The following is an 18,721-nucleotide window of genomic DNA, read 5'->3' as shown; positions in this document are numbered from 1 at the left end:
TAAAACATCAATAGGTACCATACGATCCTGAATGGTACCTGGGCAAAACTAAATCACCTCGACACGATCACCATGCTCTTGAAGCCATTCTTTACGGTCACCACTACGTTTTTTCGATAGCAACATATCCATAATTTCCATTGTTGCATCAAATTCATCGACAGTTAATTGCACCAATCGACGGGTATTGGGATCCATAGTGGTTTCACGTAACTGTAGCGGGTTCATTTCACCTAGCCCTTTAAAACGCTGTACATTAACTTTACCGCGCTTCTTCTCAGCTTCTATACGATCTAAAATCCCATTTTTCTCATCTTCATCTAAGGCATAAAAGACTTCTTTACCGACATCAACGCGATAAAGAGGCGGCATAGCAACATAAACATGGCCCGCTTGGACAAGTGGTAAAAAATGTTGCATAAATAAAGCACACAATAAAGTCGCAATATGCAAGCCATCTGAATCAGCATCCGCTAGAATACAAATTTTTCCGTAGCGTAAGCCTGTTAAATCGTCACTATCAGGATCAATACCTAAAGCGACAGAAATATCATGTACCTCTTGTGAAGCAAGTATTTGGCCTGAATCAACTTCCCATGTATTTAATATTTTACCTCGCAATGGCATTATTGCTTGATTTTCACGATCACGTGCTTGTTTAGCACTACCGCCTGCTGAATCACCCTCAACTAAAAATAATTCACTTCGAGCAGTGTCTTGGCTTCCACAATCAGTTAACTTACCTGGTAGAGCAGGCCCTTGAGTAACTTTCTTGCGTACAATTTTTTTCGCAGCTTTAAGTCGGCGTTGTGCATTCGAAATACAAAACTCAGCTAAAGCTTCTGCAATCTCGGTGTGTTCATTTAACCATAGGCTAAAAGCGTCTTTTACAACCCCGGTAACAAATGCCGCACATTGTCGCGAAGAAAGCCTTTCTTTTGTTTGTCCAGCAAATTGTGGATCTTCCATTTTAACGGATAGAATATAAGAGCACTTATCCCAAATATCATCAGGGGTTAATTTAACTCCTCGAGGCACTAAGTTACGGAACTCACAAAACTCACGCATCGACTCTAGTAACCCTTGTCTTAAGCCATTTACATGTGTACCACCTTGTACAGTTGGAATTAAGTTAACATAACTTTCACCAATACCATCTCCGCCTTCTGGCAACCAAGTAACAGCCCAATCTGCAGCTTCATTTTGTGAAGAAAACGTCCCAACAAAAGGGTCTTCAGGTAAGCTTTCAAAACCTTTTACTGACTCTTTTAAGTAGTCACAAAGCCCGTCTTCATAACACCACTGATACTTTTGATTTTCATTTTTATCATGGAACTTTATCGTTAACCCAGGACATAAAACAGCTTTAGCTTTTAACAAGTGAACCAAGCGTCGAACCGAAAACTTGGCTGAATCAAAATATTTTGCATCCGGCCAAAACTTGACCCGTGTCCCGGTGTTTCTTCTACCAACAGTGCCTGTTTCACGCAACTCTTCGACTTTTTCACCGTTTTCAAATGCCATTTCAAAGACTTTACCGTCTCGGCGAACAGCAACATCAACGCGCGAAGATAATGCGTTTACAACTGAAATACCAACACCATGCAAGCCCCCTGAAAACTGATAGTTTTTATTGGAAAACTTGCCGCCAGCGTGCAGCTTGCAAAAGATCAATTCAACACCACTGACGCCTTCTTCTGGGTGTATATCTGTTGGCATACCTCGGCCGTCATCTATAACCTCTAATGACTGATCCTTATCAAGGATCACTGAAATATTTTGTGCATGCCCTGCTAACGCCTCATCAACAGAGTTATCTATAACTTCTTGACCTAAATGATTTGGCCTTGAGGTTTCGGTATACATGCCTGGACGATGACGGACAGGGTCCAAGCCGCTAAGTACTTCTATTGATTCCGAATTGTATTGTTCGCTCATAACGGTTTCTAATAATTATTATGACTGTGAATTGATGCTACGACAGCGATAAAAATGCCATCACTTGCGGCAACATTTTATGATAATCAACAAAACTATGATCGCCATTTTCTTGCACGATTAGTTGGTTGCCGTGATATTTTTTTACTGCTTGACGATAATCTAACACTTCATCGCCTGTTTGTACCATCACCATGTAACGATTTTTTGATATTTTTTTACGGTATATACTTTGCAAATCATGCATGTGCTGTGTTGTTACTTGATAAACTTCTCCTGTATAGGGGTTTTGTTGTTCACCAATATAATCACTGAGTAGTTCAAATGGCTTAACAGCGGGGTTAATTAAAACCGCTGGGTATCCATACTTTTCGGCTAAATACGTCGCAAAAAAACCTCCCAGTGACGAGCCCATTAAATGCCACTTTGCCACAGGCTCACTTGCTAGTATCTTTTCAAACTGCACTAATGCTGCTTGAGGTGAGCTTTCTACTTGTGGACAGTGCATGACGACATCAACGTTATTTTGATCAATGTATTGTTGTGTGATCGTAACTTTTTCCGATTTTGGCGATGAATTAAATCCGTGGATATATAAAATTTGATTAGTCATATTATTCCGCTAGAAAGATCGCTTCCGTCATAAACGTTTTATCTGGATTAAGTGTAAATAGTCGATAACCTGGAGGCAGCTTACTGTTTGCGACCGTTGCTACTGTTTTATCGAACTGAATAGAAGTGGCGGGACAAGTATAAAACGGTATATCTCCTAACGTCATTGTCAACGCATTATGCACATGACCACAAGCAACAATACAAATATTTTTATAATTATCAGTAAACTGAACAAAGTCGTGTTGATTCACTACATGGTGCTTATCAATAAAATAACCGACATCTTTGACATGATGATGCATTAACAGGCATTGGGCTTTATCAGAATTGATGACATTAGCAAGTCTGTTTTCTTCTCTTTCATGCCATTTTCCGGCGGGTGTTTCACTTTTTGTATCAATTAGGTGAACCTGCCAAGCGTTCAATTCAATCGTTTTATCTTGATAAATCTGTTCACCTTGAAAATAACGAGTTAATAATAAAGGTTCATCATGATTGCCTGCTATATAATATAAAGGTTTACCCTTAATAATAGCGCTGAATGCCCCAATAAATAATTGGTAAGACTCTTCAGAGTGATCCTGAGTAAGATCGCCAGTAAAAACAATAAAACTTATTTCATCACGTTGATTAATGTCGTGCAATACTCTACACAGGTGTTGATAAACGTTTGCATCATGGTGACATTTACTTGGCTCAGCAAACAAGTGACAATCAGAAATCTGAGCAAAAGTTACAGACAACAGTCACTCCTCATACTAAGACAATGCGACATTCGTTTGCCCTAACTGTAAACTTAATTGTAGCCATTCAGTGAGAAACTGATTTATTTGCTGTTTTTCATCAGGTAAATGCATATTTTTGTTTGGATAATCATAACGTGGTTTTACACGTCTAATATCTTGGTTAGCAACAACCTCTGCCATTCGGGCATCATGATATAAACGTACAACCATTTTAGGCCTAAAAAAGTTAGATAACACATTACCATTTACTACCGCGTCTTGTTTCATGGTAATTAACGATGTATAGCGCGTAACTTCATCAATCGTTATTTGATAAGAAAGAAAATCTGAAATGAAAAATTGACGTGACTCACCCTGCTGTTCATTATCGGCCATCAGCCTAAGCAACAACATATAATTTACCTCACAAACAGTCATAAGATTTGACAGTCTAGGGCGGTATGGTGATTTTATCGTTGTCATACGTTAAATCTTATATTCTATGGTAGTTATCACGTAATAGTTTGGTAATTCATCGCCAACCATTGTAACCCAATAATAGTTGCAGCATTAGTAATTTTTCCATCTGAAAGCATAGATAATGCTTTTTCTCTGGTAATAACATGAACTAAAATATCTTCATCTTCGCTATCAAGGCCATGAATACCACCAATATTTTCACTATTTATACTTGCCGCATATATATGTATTGCTTCACTCATCCCGCCGGGGCTAGAAAGGTAGGTCATTACTTTTTTCATATGCTCAGGTAAAACAGTAAGGTTTGCCTCTTCCTTAGCTTCTCGAATTGCTACATCAATTGGATCTTCATCCTGTTCGAACATACCAGCAATAAACTCTAGCAACCAAGGAGAGTCGCCGCATCGAATAGCACCAACTCTAAATTGCTCGATCAAAACAACAGTATCTGAAACAGGATCATAGGGGATCAACACTACAGCATCTCCACGCTCAAAGACTTCACGTTGAATAATTGCGCTAGAATTACCATCAAACTTTTGATAACTAATTTGGTAGCAATCCATTTTAAAAAAACCTTTATAAAGTGTTTCTTTTGCGTGCACCTTAAAATCCTGCGTTCCAAAGCGAAGTACAGGTGAATTTGTTACTTTATGTTTCATCTTGTAAATAAAACCCCTTAAATGTATACAAATTTGACTTTAGAAATAGCATTAAACATTTTGTTACACTAGAATGCCCTAGTAAACATTTATTCTATTTAGGTTCGCCCTATGTCCATGTAGGATAACGACATAATTAATAATAAGCACTAATAGCATATCTAAGGAATTGCTTCGACATGAAAAAATCAGTTACCTCGATAATTATCGGCATTGTTTGTGCTACAAGTAGTTCGATGATTAATGCACAAGATTTATTATCAACTTACGAACTCGCTAAAGCGAATGATCCTGTTGTTTTAAAAGCACAAGCACAATTTAAAGCATCTCAAGAAGGGATTGTACAGGCCAGATCATTATTACTCCCTCAAATCAAAGCAACGGCAAGCCAAAGTTACGAGGAAAGCGAAATTCGTGGCGGTGCTAAATACGACGACTCCGATTCTACTTCAATTGGCGCGTCTTTAAATATGCAAATTTATCATCACGATACCTGGCTTAAACTCGATAACGCCAAGAAAGTTGCGCATAGAAGTGACATTACATACCAAGCAGCGAAACAAGATTTAATCGTGCGCGTTACACAAGCCTACTTTGACGTATTGAGTGCAAAAGACGATTTAGAGTTTGCAAATGCTGAGAAAAAAGCCATTGAACGCCAGCTAGAACAAACTAAACAACGTCATGCTGTTGGTTTAACGGCTGTTACTGCTGTACATGAAGCACAGGCGCAGTTTGATAATGCGGTCACAGAAGTTATTCGTGCAGAAAATAATGTATTTAATACCGAAGAAGCATTGCGTGTTATTACGAATGTATACCCTCGCGACCTCAATATTTTAAACACTGAACGATTTAGCGCATCTCGTCCGTCACCTGATAGCGCTAACGAATGGCAACAAACAGCAGAAGCTAAAAACCTTGATTTAATTATTCAAAAAGTTTCTGTTGATATTGCGAAAGAAAGTATTAATATCGCACGCTCAGGCCATTACCCTACTTTAGACCTTAACGGATCATTGAATCGCTCTGATAGCGATGACAATTTACTGGATACAACCTCAAAAACTCAACGTCAGTCAATTGGTGTTACCTTGACAGTGCCGATTTACTCAGGTGGTGCAACAACAAGTGGCGTGAGACAAGCACAGGCTAATTATGTAGCAGCAAGCCAAGATCTGCAGCAAACTCATCGTAACATCGTACGAAATGCGAGAAATTCATACAATACAGTGATTGCAAATGTATCAGGCATCAAAGCACTACAGCAATCGGTAATTTCGGCAGAAAGTGCCTTAAAAGCAACGGAAGCAGGCTTTGAAGTGGGTACACGTACCATTGTGGATGTACTAGATAGCACGCGTAATCTGTATAATGCTAAACGTAACCTTTCTTCAACACGTTATAGCTATATACAAGCGATTTTAAACTTAAAACGTGCTGGTGGTACTATCAGTGAAAAAGATATCGCAGCGATTAATCAAGGGTTAAAGCCTGCAAAATAGTAATATTAAGATGTAATAAAAAAAGCCGATAATATTAATTATCGGCTTTTTTATTTAACAGCGTTAAATTGAGTACTTCCAGCGTTTATAGCCTGCTTTACTCTCGAAGTAAGTGTAAGAAGTGCATGTGCTTCTGATATTGATCAAGAATATCGTTAATCACCGCAATCTCAGACCAACCTAGAATATCGTAATCTTGACCGCCTTCAAGTAAATGAACTTCCGCTCGGTAGTACGTGTCGACATCTCGAGACTCTTCATGCGTGAAATCAGGGCTTACACGTTTTCTAGCATGCACACCATAAAGAAAATCTTGCTCACCACCGTGAAGCACTCTTAATAAGATACCAGTGGGTACAATTTCAATATTGGCTTGTAAATGATTTTCCTTAAACTGAGTTTGAACCTTTATAAAGGCCGGTTTAACAGTGGAATCTATAAACTTCGCTGCATTTCCCTTATTTGGCATCGCAATTATATTATCAAGCTTTTCTCGCCATTCATTCGCGCTGTCATAATAATTAATGGGCGTAACATTAATTTGTAAACTCTCTCGCTTCGCCGATTCTATGTGTAATGCTTTCATTAATCCAAAACACGCAAGCAATAAAACGATAGAAAATGGTAAGGCACTCGCAATAGTCATAGTCTGTAAGGCATCTAATCCACCAGCTAAACTTAATACAGCGGCAACAATACCTACACCAAATGCCCAAAATAAACGCTGCCATAAAGGCGTATCGTTGCGACCATTCGAACATAACATATCAATGACCATTGCGCCTGAATCACACGATGTTACGAAAAATATCACGATCATCAGAATCGAAAAGCCGGTAAGTACAGCCGCAAACGGAAAACTCTCTAAGAACACAAATAGCCCAACGGAACTATTTTGACTGATCATTTCGGCAAGTCCAGTAACACCACTATCTACAATTAGCGAAATTGCCGAATTACCAAAAATGGTCATCCATAAAAGAGTAAACGCGGTAGGAACTAACATAACGCCTAAAACAAATTCACGAATTGTTCGGCCTTTGGAAATTCGCGCGATAAATAAACCAACAAAAGGTGCCCACGCTAACCACCATCCCCAATAAAAAATAGTCCAACCGCCTATCCAACTTTTCTTCTCATAGGCAAATAAATTAAAAGTATTCGAAACCAGTTCTGATAAATAAGCTCCGATATTTTGCACATAAGCCTGCAATAAGAACACTGTCGGCCCCAATATAAAAATAAATGACAACAGGGCAACGGCTAACAACATATTCGTTTCTGATAATATTTTAATACCTTTGTCTAAACCCGTTGCAACCGAAACCGATGCAAGCAAGGTAATAACGACCATAATAATCACTTGGTTCACAACCGTAACGTCTAAGCCAAATAGGTACCCTAAACCGGCGTTTACTTGCGTAGCGCCTAAACCTAAGGAAGTAGCAACACCAAAGACGGTACTTACAACCGCAAAAATATCGACAAAATGCCCAGGCCAACCATAAATTCGATCACCAATAATCGGGTGCAACGCTGACCTTAAAGTTAATGGCAACTTATGCCGATAGCAAAAGTATGCCAAAATTAACGCAACAATTGCGTATATAGCCCATGCATGAAGGCCCCAATGAAAAAAGGTAATCTTCATGGCTTCTTTAATTGCTTCAAGTGAACCTTTTTCAGCTGTAGGAGGCGATAAATAGTGCATTACCGGCTCTGCAACACCGAAAAACATTAGTCCTATGCCCATACCCGCAGCAAACAACATCGACAACCACGTCGTCATTTTATATTCAGGTACGGCATGATCGGGGCCCAGTTTAATAGAGCCAAACCTTGATGCGCTCAAATAAATAACAAAACCCAAAATAACTGCAACAGTTAACACATAAAACCAACTACCATTGGTAATGATACTGGCTTGCACTGCAGAAAATATCTCTGTAGCTAAGGTTGGTGCATAAATAGTAAACAACAATAAGCCAATAATGATTATTGATGCCGTTACAAACACAGGAGGATTAATTTTAGAAGCATCCAATCTCATATATTTCGCTCTCTAATAATTCGACTACGAACTTTGTAAAACAGAATGTAGTTGCGTAATAAGCAACATTCACTTTATAAATTACATTGTAACATGAATAAATCGTTTATATTTGTTATAATAAGCAACTGATCTAACCAGTGTATCAGCTAAGCCCCTTTAGTTGAAATAGTTAGAATTGATACGAATATTATCGCATAAGATAAACAAGTCCAATGGGAGAGTTATGTTCCAACGTAAGGCCGTTACATGTGCCGTACTATCTGCATTAGGTCTATCGACACCTATTTTCGCAGAAGAAGATACAAAAAAAGTTGAAGTTATTGAAGTTACCGCCACCAAACGATCGCAAAACATCCAATCTACACCTGTTGCAGTTCAAGCAATGAGTGAAGCCGATCTTAAAAATAATAATATTGGCAACTTTGATGACTTCGTTCGATATATGCCAAACGTAACGGTAGGAAGCAGAGGACCAGGCCAAGCTGATGTATTCATCAGAGGTATGGCCATTCAACCGATTTCAGTTATGTTATCGGGTGCACAAGGCACAAGTCCAAACGTAGCATTATATATAGATGAACAGCCCGTCACAGCACCTGGTCGAAACTTAGATGTATATGCAACGGATTTAGAACGAATAGAAGTACTTCCTGGGCCACAAGGCACGTTGTTTGGCGCAAGTTCGCAAGCGGGTACCGTTCGATACATCACTAAAAAACCAGATACATCAGGCTTTGAAGCGGGGTTTACCGCAGGTTTAGCGACGACAAAGTCAGGCGAACTTAGTAATAATGTCGAAGGTTATATCAACATTCCATTGTCTACAGATCTAGCCTTTAGAGCTGCTATGTATAGTGTCCATAAAGGTGGGTACATCGATAATGTACAAGGCGAATTTGTGCTTGATCCAAGCATTAATCCAAATGTTGCAGACAGCGTAAAAGGCTTACCTAGTGACACCACTTATCAAACGGCGAATAACGTTGATATTGCCGAGAAAGACTTTAATGACAGCTTTTATAAAGGCGCTCGTTTTGGTGTAAAATACGACATCAATGCAAATTGGGAATTATTAGTACAACATACTCAGCAAGAACTCGGTGCCGATGGTGTATTTGATTATGACCCAGAAGTGGGTGACTTAGAAGTACAGCGTTATTTTCCTGATAAATTACGAGATGAATTTGGTCAAACTTCTTGGACAACCAAAGGGCTTATTGACGAATTAGAAATCGTATACACAGGTGCATTTTTAGACCGTGAAGTAGAACAAGCGATTGACTATACAGGCTATAATAACGGTGGTGGCTACATACCTTGGTACACATGCAGTTATACCTCCGCAGAAACAAGTTATCGTGAATGTTTAGATCCGACTAAAGGCTTTAAAGGTAAGCAAGATCATAAACGTTTTACGCACGAATTTCGTATTGCAACGGATGCTAATGAAACACTACGTTTTATTGGTGGTGTATTCTATGATGATTATGAAATTGAAACACAAGATGATTTCTTATATCTAGCAACACCACAGTTAGGGTTTGCACCAAATGCCCCTATTGCTGATGCAAATAACATTAATCCAAATACTAGACCTGCAGGCGTAGCATTTTTCAACGATATTACACGTACTGAAGAGCAATTAGCCGTATTTGGTGAAGTATCGTACGACCTAACTGACCGTTTAACTATCACCGGTGGTTTACGTTGGTATGAGATAGAATCAGATTTTACGGGTTCATCTAACTTCGCTCAAAAAGGTGAGGATGGTGACAGCGGCAGAGACTATGACAAATCAGGCGGTCACTCAGATGAGCCATTAAAAATTGATGACATCATTACCAAAGTAAACCTTAGCTTCCAAGCCACTGATGATGTTATGTACTACGCTACCTACTCTGAAGGTTTTAGACCCGGTGGTTTCAATAGAGGTGGTGGTATTCCTTCATCAAATCCTGCATTTCCAGATGTTGGTGTAACCTATGATACTGATGATGTAACCAACTATGAATTTGGTTGGAAAACAATGATGCTAAATGGGGCACTGAAGTTCAATGGTAACCTCTATTTCATTGAGTGGGATAGTATGCAGGTTTCACGTTTTGACCCTGTCAACGTTTCTATTTTGACCTTTATCGAAAATGCTGCAGACTCAGAAATTATGGGTCTTGAAGGTGATGTTGTTTGGCGCGCAACCGACAACTTAACCTTATACGGTGCATTCTCATATAATGATACAGAACTAACAGCATTGAAAGCTGAAGTTATTGAAATGGCGCCAATAGGCAGTGCATTACCATTAACACCAAAATTCCAAGGTAATGTGCGCGCACGTTATGACTGGGAATTAGGTGAATACTATGCTAACTGGCAAATTGCCGCACAGTATGCTGGTAAGTCATACAGTTCAATTGTTGAAAGTGAACGCGAAGAGCAAGATAGTTATAGTTTACTTAATGCTTCTTTTGGTCTTGAAAAAGACGGTTGGAGCGCTAAGTTATACATTGACAACTTAACTGACGAACGCGCGGAACTGTTTATTAACAATCAAGATGATGTACCACGAGTAACAACAAACCGTCCAAGAACGATCGGTTTATCATTCTCTTACGCCTATTATTAATCATTTATGATAAAGTCCCGCTCAGCGGGACTTTTATTTATCTATGCATCAAAAACAACAAACCTATATTCAGCAACTTATTCAAAGCGGGCAATTTGAGCAAGCTCGTGAACAAGCAACTTCGCTTCTCCAAGAAACACCAAATGATAGTGAGTTACTGTATTTAGCTGCAGTCAGTTGCCGTTATTCTGCGCAATACCAACAAGCAACTACTTACCTTGAAGCATTGCTAACATTATCTCCCTCTTACGGCAGAGCCTATCAAGAGCTAGGGCATAATTTAAAAGTATTAAATCAACCACAAAAAGCGGTTGAACATTATATTAATGCGGTCAAGTTTAACCCTTCATTGCTCGCAAGTTGGCAAGCAATTCATGATCTCAGTAGTAATAAAGAACAACAAATAACGGCACAACATAATATTAATTATCTTAGCCATTTACCAAAGCCTTTACAGAGTGTATTAAGTTTTATCGCTGAAGATAAAATAGAAAAAGCTGAAAAGCTGTGCCGACACTTTTTACTACAACAGCCAAAACACGTAGAAGCAATGCGACTACTTGCCAAAATAGCTGAACAGCATCATGTACTGGACGATGCTGAATTACTATTAGCAACATGTTTGCAACTTGAACCCAATAATTACTGGGCACAGTTTGATCAAATTAATGTATTACATAAGAGACAAAAATTTGAAATCGCCTACGAAAAAGCGGTTGAACTTGCTAAACGTTTACCTGAAGATCCCAGTACGATGTTAACTTTAGCAAACCAAGAGGCAGCGGTTGGCAAATATGACGAGGCAATTAATCATTACCGCACACTGATCGCAAAAAATAGCAATGACCCTCTAATGCATCTACTTTTAGGTCATACATTAAAAACCATAGGCGACCAAGATCAAGCGACTAAAAGCTACCTAAAAGCAATCGACATTAACGATTCTTTTGGCGATGCTTATTGGAGTTTAGCAAACCTAAAAACATTTACTTTCCCACAAACATTAATCAATCAGATGTCTAATGTTTTAAGACAAGCGTCACTAAATGACAACGACAAAGTACAGCTGCATTTTGCATTAGGTAAAGCGCTTGAAATCAACAAGCATTATCAAAAGTCATTTGAGCATTATCAACAAGGTAACCGTATAAAGCGTGCGTCACTGAGTTACGATCATACGACAATGACAAACAATTTCGCACTGCAAAAATCATTCTTTACAAAAGAAAAAATAGCGTCATTAAGCGGCAGTGGTAATGAAGCCAAGGATCCTATCTTTATTCTTGGTTTGCCAAGAACAGGCTCTACATTAGTCGAACAAATTCTCTCGTCTCATTCAGATATTGATGGCACTTTAGAGCTGCCAAATATTCTTGCCTACGTACAAGAACTAAACGGCAGAAAGTACAAACATGTGGAAGCAAAATATCCAAAAGTACTTGCTCATTTAGACAAAAGTGAACTGTATGCTCTCGGCGAAAGATATCTAGAAGAAACAAAAATATACAGAGATATTGCTCCATATTTTATCGATAAAATGCCGAACAACTTTCGTCATATTGGTTTAATCAAGTCAATATTGCCAAATGCTAAAATAATCGATACGAGGCGAGCCCCCTTGTCTTGTTGTTTTAGTGTTTATAAACAGCTATTTGCTGAAGGACAAGAATTTAGTTACGACTTTAAAGATATAGCTGAATACTATAAAGGTTATTGTGATTTAATGACGCATTGGCATGAGGTGTATCCGCAACAAATTTTAACGGTCAATTACGAAGCACTTGTCGCAGAGCCAGAAAAAACCATTAACCAAATGTTTACCTACTTGGGTTTCAAAGCAGAACCTGCTTGTTTTGAATTCTATAAAACAAAAAGAGCCGTTAGAACAGCAAGTTCTGAGCAAGTAAGACAACCGATTAACCAGAAAGGGGTTGAGCAGTGGAAGCATTATCAACCTTACTTGCAAGAACTAGAACAATATTTAATTTAATCGCATCAACATCGTATCAGCCGACGTAAAAACGTCGGCTGATACGCGAGTTAATCTTCTAAACGTATCGTATTAATAATTTCGGTAGTTGAAATGCCTTGCTCAAAGTTTAATACCTTTACCTGGCCTCCAGCAGCAATGACTTCTTTGCCACCAGCAATATCTTCAACTTTATAGTCACCACCTTTTACCAATACATCAGGTAAAATGTTTGCAATTAGCCTTTGAGGGGTATCTTCTGAAAATGGTACAACCCAGTCAACGGCAGCCAACCCAGATAGTACAGCCATTCTGCGGTCAACCGAATTTACCGGTCTTCCCTCGCCTTTCAAACGCTTCACGGAATTATCATCATTTACCGCGACAATTAAACGCTGACCAATCTTTGCAGCATTTGTTAAATAAGAAACGTGCCCCGCATGTAAAATATCGAAGCAGCCATTGGTCATCACTATTTTTTCACCGCGCGCCTTCGCTAATTCAACGGCAATCTTTAATTGATCTTCGGAAACAACACCAAAACCACTTTCTTGCCCTGTTGAAACAGCAGTCATCAATTCTGCTTCGCTCACCGTCGCTGTACCCAGCTTACCGACTACGATGCCTGCGGCAATATTGGCTAACGCACTTGCTTGCGGTAAGTCCGCATGCGCTGCAATAGCAAGCGCTAACGTTGCAATAACCGTATCGCCAGCACCTGTAACGTCATATACTTCTTTTGCTTGAGTTGGCAAATGAAACTCTTCGTGATCTTTACGCAGCAAAGTCATACCTTGCTCACTACGTGTAACCAACATTGCGTCTAAAGCTAACTCTTCAAGTAATGTTTGTCCTTTACTTACAATATCGTTTTCATCTACACAGGCACCGACTATAGCTTCAAATTCAGCCATATTCGGTGTTAGCATCGTTGCACCATGATATTTAGAAAAATCTGTACCTTTAGGGTCTACAACGATTGCAACATTGTGTTTTTTAGCGAGTGCGATTAATGCTTCGACATCTGTTAGCGTACCTTTGTTATAATCAGAAAGTAATAACACATCATGATCTGCAATTAATGTTTCAACTTCCTTGTTTAACGCAGACTTATCAACGCTTGACAAAGACTGCTCAAAATCTAAACGGATTAATTGTTGATTTCGACTCATTACACGTAATTTTGTAATGGTTGGTACATTTGCATCTTTAGCAAAATGACATTGAATGTCCATGGCTGCCAAACGCGTTTGTAATGATTGCGAGGCTTCATCATTACCGGTAACACCAACTAAAGAGACTTTTCCTCCAATTGATGCAATATTTAAAGCAACATTGGCAGCGCCACCTGGACGATCTTCATCTTGATTTATTTTTACTACTGGAACAGGAGCCTCAGGCGAAATACGCTGTGTAGGGCCATACCAGTAACGATCAAGCATTACATCACCAACAACTAAAACTCGTGCTTTACTAAAAGCGGGAATATCTACTTTCATCATCTATTCCATAACAGATATAATAACCTTAGTGTATCATATCAATTTAAATGAGTTGACCTCTCACCGTGAGTAAAAATAAAGTTTTACAACCAAATTTTAAATATTCGTTTTTTCTGCCTAAATACTGGCTAACTTGGATAGGTGTAGTAATTCTATACACAATTTCTTGGTTACCCTATCGATTACAACTAGTGCTCGGTAAAGGCATTGGCAAGCTACTCTTTAAAATTGGCGGCAAGCGACGCATAGTAGCCAAACGAAATATTGAATTATGTTTTCCTGAAATGTCAGAACAAGACGTTAGTACAATGCTACGGAAAAACTTTGAAAATACAGGTATCGCGCTACTTGAAACCGGCATGGGTTGGTGGTGGCCTGACTGGCGAGTTAGACGAAAAGTGCAAGTAAAGGGTTTAGAACACCTCGCCCAAGCACATCAAGAAGGAAAAGGTGTGTTGCTGCTAGCCATGCATTATTTAAGTGCTGAGATTAATTGTCGTGGAATAGGAACAGGGCATCCGATGGTGGTATTTTATCGCCCGCATAACAATCCCTTAATGGAATACTTTCAATATCGAGGTAGGGGCCGTTCAAATAAATACATGTTAGGTAAGCGAGATGTAAAAGGCTTACTTAAGGCATTGAATAACGGTGAAACATGTGTGTATTTACCAGATCAAGATTATGGAAGAAACCGAAGCCTTTTTGTACCATTTTTCGCTGTACCCGATGCTGCAACGACGACAGGAACATTAATTTTTGCACGCAACAAAAATACGCAATCTCATATGCTTATACCAACACGCAACGACGACGGCAGTGGTTATACTATTGAGATCACTCCTAAATTAGAAAACTTTCCTACCGATGACGATACAGCAGATGTCACGCGTATTAACCAAGAGCTTGAAAAAGCGATATTGTACAAGCCAGAACAATACATGTGGTTGCATCGTCGGTTCAAAACGAGGCCCGACGAAAATGCCCCATCATTGTATAAGTAGCAGATTTTTATTATGTTATTATACTAAAGGGATTATCGAATAAAGAAATTAAAGACGCGCTTATGATCTTTTGGTTGAAAAATGTTCTATTTGCTTTGCTACTTATCGCGTTGGCATATTATTTAATTGCCAACGAAGAAGAGCTGTTTTCGCAAAATAATGAACAAGACAGTGCAGCTCAAGGAGAAAGCTCAGCCATTACTAAACCAAAGGTTGATAAAAAAGATACCAACCCAGCTGCGGAGGGCTTATCACGCTTCTATGCAAATTTAAGAGGCACGGAAGATGAAGACGAACCACGCGTTCGTAATAATATTGTTTATCTACCCGCACCAAAAGGCGATCTTGTTGAGATATTAGAAGCGAAAAGATTAGTCACTCGACCTCTACGAAAAAACTGGAAAAGTACTAAGTTAAATAGACCTTTCCGTCCAGAAAGTACTTTGCATCAAAAACTGCGTGAATATGCAAAAGCAGAGGGACTCGATGTCATTTGGTGGCTAGACCGAGATTTCATCATTAAAGATCCCTTCCGTATAGATAAAGATATTATCGATACAGCTTATCAAGTAGGCCTTGCGATAAATGGCCACTTTCAAGATGGGCTCTCTTCTTACTTCTGTTACCAGCAACGAACATTAGTATTAATTGAAGAAAACGAGCCCTATTTAGATGAAGAGTGCCTTAAACTGCCAAGAAAAAGCAGAACGCGCACATATTAGATAGCCCCCGCACAACTAGTTTTTGAAAAACTGCTTGATAATGGCGTCAACAGGTGCAGTTAACTCTGCAAACCTCGTTTTACTCATCTTATTTTCTTGTTGCTGTAAACTAGTTTTGTGACCAAAATCGCGCAAATGACAATAACTGGTCGCCAATACCTCTAATTGTTTTTCTTCTATCACTAAGTGCTTGGCCAGTGCCTCAAAGATTCTTAAATTATCAGAGTAATGACATATTTCAGGAAAGTCTCGACTATAACCCAATACCAAATATTGCGCTAAAAACTCAATATCAACCAAACCACCTTCACCTTGCTTGATGTCAGCGACTTCATCGGTCGATTTGTCTAGGTGCTCACGCATTTTTTCCCGCATTTTAATAACATCTTGTTTTAACTGCGTTAAGTCACGTTTTCTACTCAGCACTTCTCGCCTTATCAATTCAAATTGCTGAGTAATGTTAGTATCGCCAAAAACAACACGTGCCCTTACAAGTGCTTGATGCTCCCATGTCCAGGCCTCTTCTTTTTGGTATTGTGCGAATGTTGGTAAACTTACGACCAGCACGCCCGAGTTACCTGAAGGCCTTAAACGCATGTCTAATTCATATAAAATGCCTGATGCCATGCGCGTATTAAAAATATGCATGATACGTTGCGCCAATTTTGCGTAAAATTGTCCTGCGGCAACTTGTTTACTGCCATTGGTCATATCGTTAATGTCGTGATTATGCACAAAGACTAAATCAAGATCTGAGCTATAACTAAGCTCCAGACCACCTACTTTTCCATAACCAAGAACAGCAAACGCTTTATTATTTTCCGGTAAGTGCTCGGGTACGCCATATTTTTCAGCTATTTGTTGCCAGGCCATATTAATCACCTCTGCAATAATCGCTTCAGCAAGAGCGGTAAGGTGATCGCTGACTTTAGTCACAGGCAAAACATCAACAATATCTGCAGCCGCAATACGCAATTGTTGTGCTTGCTTAAACTGTCTCAGTGCTTCCATTTGCGCTTCAAGATCGTCTTCAGGGATCCGTAACAATTGTTGACGCAACTCCACACCATAGCTATCCAATGTTGGCGGGTTATTTAATAATTTTGGATCTATCAGCTCGTCTAGAATAATAGGGTATTTTGCAATATGCTCAGCAACCCAACGACTTGCATGACAAAGCTTGACCAAATGCTTTAATGCGCCAGTATTTTCATAAAGTAGCTCTAGATATGCTGTACGTGTCACTACTTTTGCCAATATCCACAACACACGTTCTAAGCAAATTTCATTACCATTTAGTTCTGACACAGTCGTTAATATTTGTGGCATTAACTTATCCAACACTTGCCTACCTCGGCTGCCTACTGATCGCTTACCAACATCCTTTCTAAAATCAACCAACAACTGCCATATTTGCTTACCTTGCCAATTAGGCTCATGATCTTCTATCCACCCTTGGCATTCTTCGATCGGCCAATCTCCTTCCCATAAGTCTGCCCAATGGCTATCAATATTTTGTTGATTTGGGCTTTCTTCTCCAATTAATGCCGAAAACTCTTGATGCACTGCAGACATAATTTCATGAATGTGTGTTAGTAACGCTTGCCAGTCGCTAAAGTTTTCTTCGCCAAGTACATGTAATATTCGAAGTCTATCTAGCTCTGCATCTGGCAAAGTTTGCGTTTGTTCATCATGTAAAGCTTGTATGATATTTTCTAAGCGACGTAAAAATCGGTAGGCATTTTCAAGTAACTGTCGGCTACTTTCTGAAATGGCCTCATGCTCAACTAACTGCGGTAAAACCGTCAATAAATTTCGTTGCTGAAGTGCTTTTGTGCGCCCACCACGAATCAATTGAAAAACTTGAACAATAAACTCTATTTCTCGAATACCACCTGCACCTAGTTTAATATTATTGATAAGTTGTCTACGCCTAACCTCTTGTGCGATCATCATTTTCATGCGACGCAAGCTATCTATAACGCTAAAATCAATATATCGTCGATACACAAATGGCCTTAGCATTTCACTTAAAATTCCATGGTACTTTCCTTCACCGATCAATCGAGCTTTTAACATAGCGTAACGTTCCCAGTCTCGTCCTTGTTCTTGGTAGTAATCTTCCATCGCATTGAAACTCAAGACCAGTGGTCCACTTTCACCAAAAGGTCTTAATCGCATATCAACACGATAAACAAATCCGTCTGCTGTTTTCTGATTTAATGCGGTGATAAGTTTCTGCCCGAGACGAGTAAAAAAGTTTTGATTATCAATACTTTTCCTACCACCTTGGGTTTCACCTGATTCTGGATAAACAAAGATCAGATCAATATCAGAAGAAAAGTTTAATTCTTTACCACCAAGTTTCCCCATGCCATAAACGAGTAAAGGTTGTAATTCCCCGTTATTATTCATCGGTCTACCAAGCGTTTGATAACACAACTGTGATAACCATTCTAAAGCACATAATATAAGGCTATCTGCTAACAAAGATAAACGCGCTAAAGACGCGTCAATTGAAAGGTTTAGCACCATATCTGCAAATGCTATCGCAACCATTTCTTGCATACGAAATTGTCTAAGCACTCGATGCAGTGACTCCTCGGAAGTACAATCGGAAAGTTGCGCCTGCAATAGCTGATGGTAATCGGGTAAGTCTTTTCGATAAATCGTCGACGATAAAAATAATGATGTTATCAAGACTGGGGCTTGCATTGCTGAACGATGAATAAAATCACTTAGTGCTATCGACCTTTTGAAGTCTTCAAGCTGTTGCTGAGACGCATTGGCACAAAAGTCAGTCGCAATTTCTGCATACTGCTCACTAAATTGTTGCCAACTCTTGTTTTGTTGCTCCAACAAAACAACATTCATGGGTTTACGAAAATCTTTATTCACCCCTATCACCTACCGTGTAAACTTG

13 protein-coding genes are annotated in these 18,721 nt (G+C 39.2%); 5 read left to right on the top strand and 8 right to left on the bottom strand.

The window, feature by feature from the left end; translation table 11 throughout:
* Positions 1 to 48: 48 nt before the first annotated feature.
* From parE to QUE09_RS04360, 5 genes are read right to left on the bottom strand one after another with little or no spacing between them, the layout of a single operon-like run.
* Positions 49 to 1,938 carry a DNA topoisomerase IV subunit B gene (gene parE / locus QUE09_RS04380; protein WP_286234993.1) on the bottom strand — a complete coding sequence of 630 codons (1,890 nt, stop codon included), beginning with the start codon at positions 1,936 to 1,938 and terminating at the stop codon, positions 49 to 51.
* Positions 1,939 to 1,975: 37 nt separating this feature from the next.
* Positions 1,976 to 2,551 carry a YqiA/YcfP family alpha/beta fold hydrolase gene (locus QUE09_RS04375; protein ID WP_286234992.1) on the bottom strand — a complete coding sequence of 192 codons (576 nt, stop codon included), beginning with the start codon at positions 2,549 to 2,551 and terminating at the stop codon, positions 1,976 to 1,978.
* 1 nt (position 2,552) lies between these two features.
* Positions 2,553 to 3,296, bottom strand: a complete 744-nt coding sequence (locus QUE09_RS04370) for a metallophosphoesterase family protein (protein WP_286234991.1) — start codon at positions 3,294 to 3,296, stop codon at positions 2,553 to 2,555.
* A gap of 15 nt (positions 3,297 to 3,311) precedes the next feature.
* Positions 3,312 to 3,761 (bottom strand): DUF1249 domain-containing protein, encoded by a 450-nt coding sequence (locus tag QUE09_RS04365; RefSeq protein WP_286234990.1) that lies wholly within the window; start codon positions 3,759 to 3,761, stop codon positions 3,312 to 3,314.
* A gap of 29 nt (positions 3,762 to 3,790) precedes the next feature.
* On the bottom strand, positions 3,791 to 4,420 hold the full coding sequence (locus tag QUE09_RS04360; RefSeq protein ID WP_286234989.1) for an NUDIX domain-containing protein: 630 nt from the start codon (positions 4,418 to 4,420) through the stop codon (positions 3,791 to 3,793).
* 179 nt (positions 4,421 to 4,599) lie between these two features.
* Between QUE09_RS04360 and tolC the strand changes: the two genes are divergently transcribed.
* Positions 4,600 to 5,925 carry an outer membrane channel protein TolC gene (tolC, locus tag QUE09_RS04355; RefSeq protein ID WP_286234988.1) on the top strand — a complete coding sequence of 442 codons (1,326 nt, stop codon included), beginning with the start codon at positions 4,600 to 4,602 and terminating at the stop codon, positions 5,923 to 5,925.
* A 97-nt stretch (positions 5,926 to 6,022) separates the two neighbouring features.
* Here tolC and QUE09_RS04350 read toward each other — a convergent pair whose 3' ends face one another.
* Complete coding sequence (locus tag QUE09_RS04350; protein WP_286234987.1) at positions 6,023 to 7,975, bottom strand: BCCT family transporter; 1,953 nt, start codon at positions 7,973 to 7,975, stop codon at positions 6,023 to 6,025.
* A 226-nt stretch (positions 7,976 to 8,201) separates the two neighbouring features.
* On the opposite strand from QUE09_RS04350, the gene QUE09_RS04345 reads away from it, so the two are divergent.
* Complete coding sequence (locus QUE09_RS04345) at positions 8,202 to 10,601, top strand: TonB-dependent receptor (protein WP_286234986.1); 2,400 nt, start codon at positions 8,202 to 8,204, stop codon at positions 10,599 to 10,601.
* A gap of 43 nt (positions 10,602 to 10,644) precedes the next feature.
* On the top strand, positions 10,645 to 12,591 hold the full coding sequence (locus tag QUE09_RS04340) for a tetratricopeptide repeat-containing sulfotransferase family protein (RefSeq protein ID WP_286234985.1): 1,947 nt from the start codon (positions 10,645 to 10,647) through the stop codon (positions 12,589 to 12,591).
* A 50-nt stretch (positions 12,592 to 12,641) separates the two neighbouring features.
* On the opposite strand, the gene hldE is transcribed toward QUE09_RS04340, so the two are convergent.
* Complete coding sequence (gene hldE / locus QUE09_RS04335) at positions 12,642 to 14,069, bottom strand: bifunctional D-glycero-beta-D-manno-heptose-7-phosphate kinase/D-glycero-beta-D-manno-heptose 1-phosphate adenylyltransferase HldE (protein WP_286235882.1); 1,428 nt, start codon at positions 14,067 to 14,069, stop codon at positions 12,642 to 12,644.
* Between the two features lie 68 nt (positions 14,070 to 14,137).
* On the opposite strand from hldE, the gene lpxL reads away from it, so the two are divergent.
* Together lpxL and QUE09_RS04325 are read left to right on the top strand one after the other, a co-directional pair.
* On the top strand, positions 14,138 to 15,076 hold the full coding sequence (lpxL, locus tag QUE09_RS04330; RefSeq protein ID WP_286234984.1) for an LpxL/LpxP family Kdo(2)-lipid IV(A) lauroyl/palmitoleoyl acyltransferase: 939 nt from the start codon (positions 14,138 to 14,140) through the stop codon (positions 15,074 to 15,076).
* Between the two features lie 62 nt (positions 15,077 to 15,138).
* Positions 15,139 to 15,798 (top strand): TcpQ domain-containing protein, encoded by a 660-nt coding sequence (locus QUE09_RS04325; RefSeq protein WP_286234983.1) that lies wholly within the window; start codon positions 15,139 to 15,141, stop codon positions 15,796 to 15,798.
* Between the two features lie 15 nt (positions 15,799 to 15,813).
* On the opposite strand, the gene glnE is transcribed toward QUE09_RS04325, so the two are convergent.
* Positions 15,814 to 18,696, bottom strand: a complete 2,883-nt coding sequence (gene glnE, locus QUE09_RS04320; RefSeq protein WP_286234982.1) for a bifunctional [glutamate--ammonia ligase]-adenylyl-L-tyrosine phosphorylase/[glutamate--ammonia-ligase] adenylyltransferase — start codon at positions 18,694 to 18,696, stop codon at positions 15,814 to 15,816.
* Positions 18,697 to 18,721 lie beyond the last annotated feature (25 nt).

The sequence above is a fragment of the Thalassotalea sediminis genome, assembly GCF_030295915.1.
Lineage (GTDB): Bacteria > Pseudomonadota > Gammaproteobacteria > Enterobacterales > Alteromonadaceae > Thalassotalea_C > Thalassotalea_C sediminis.
Note: the sequence above shows the minus strand (reverse complement) of the source record. Positions and strands in the feature narration are given on the sequence as shown.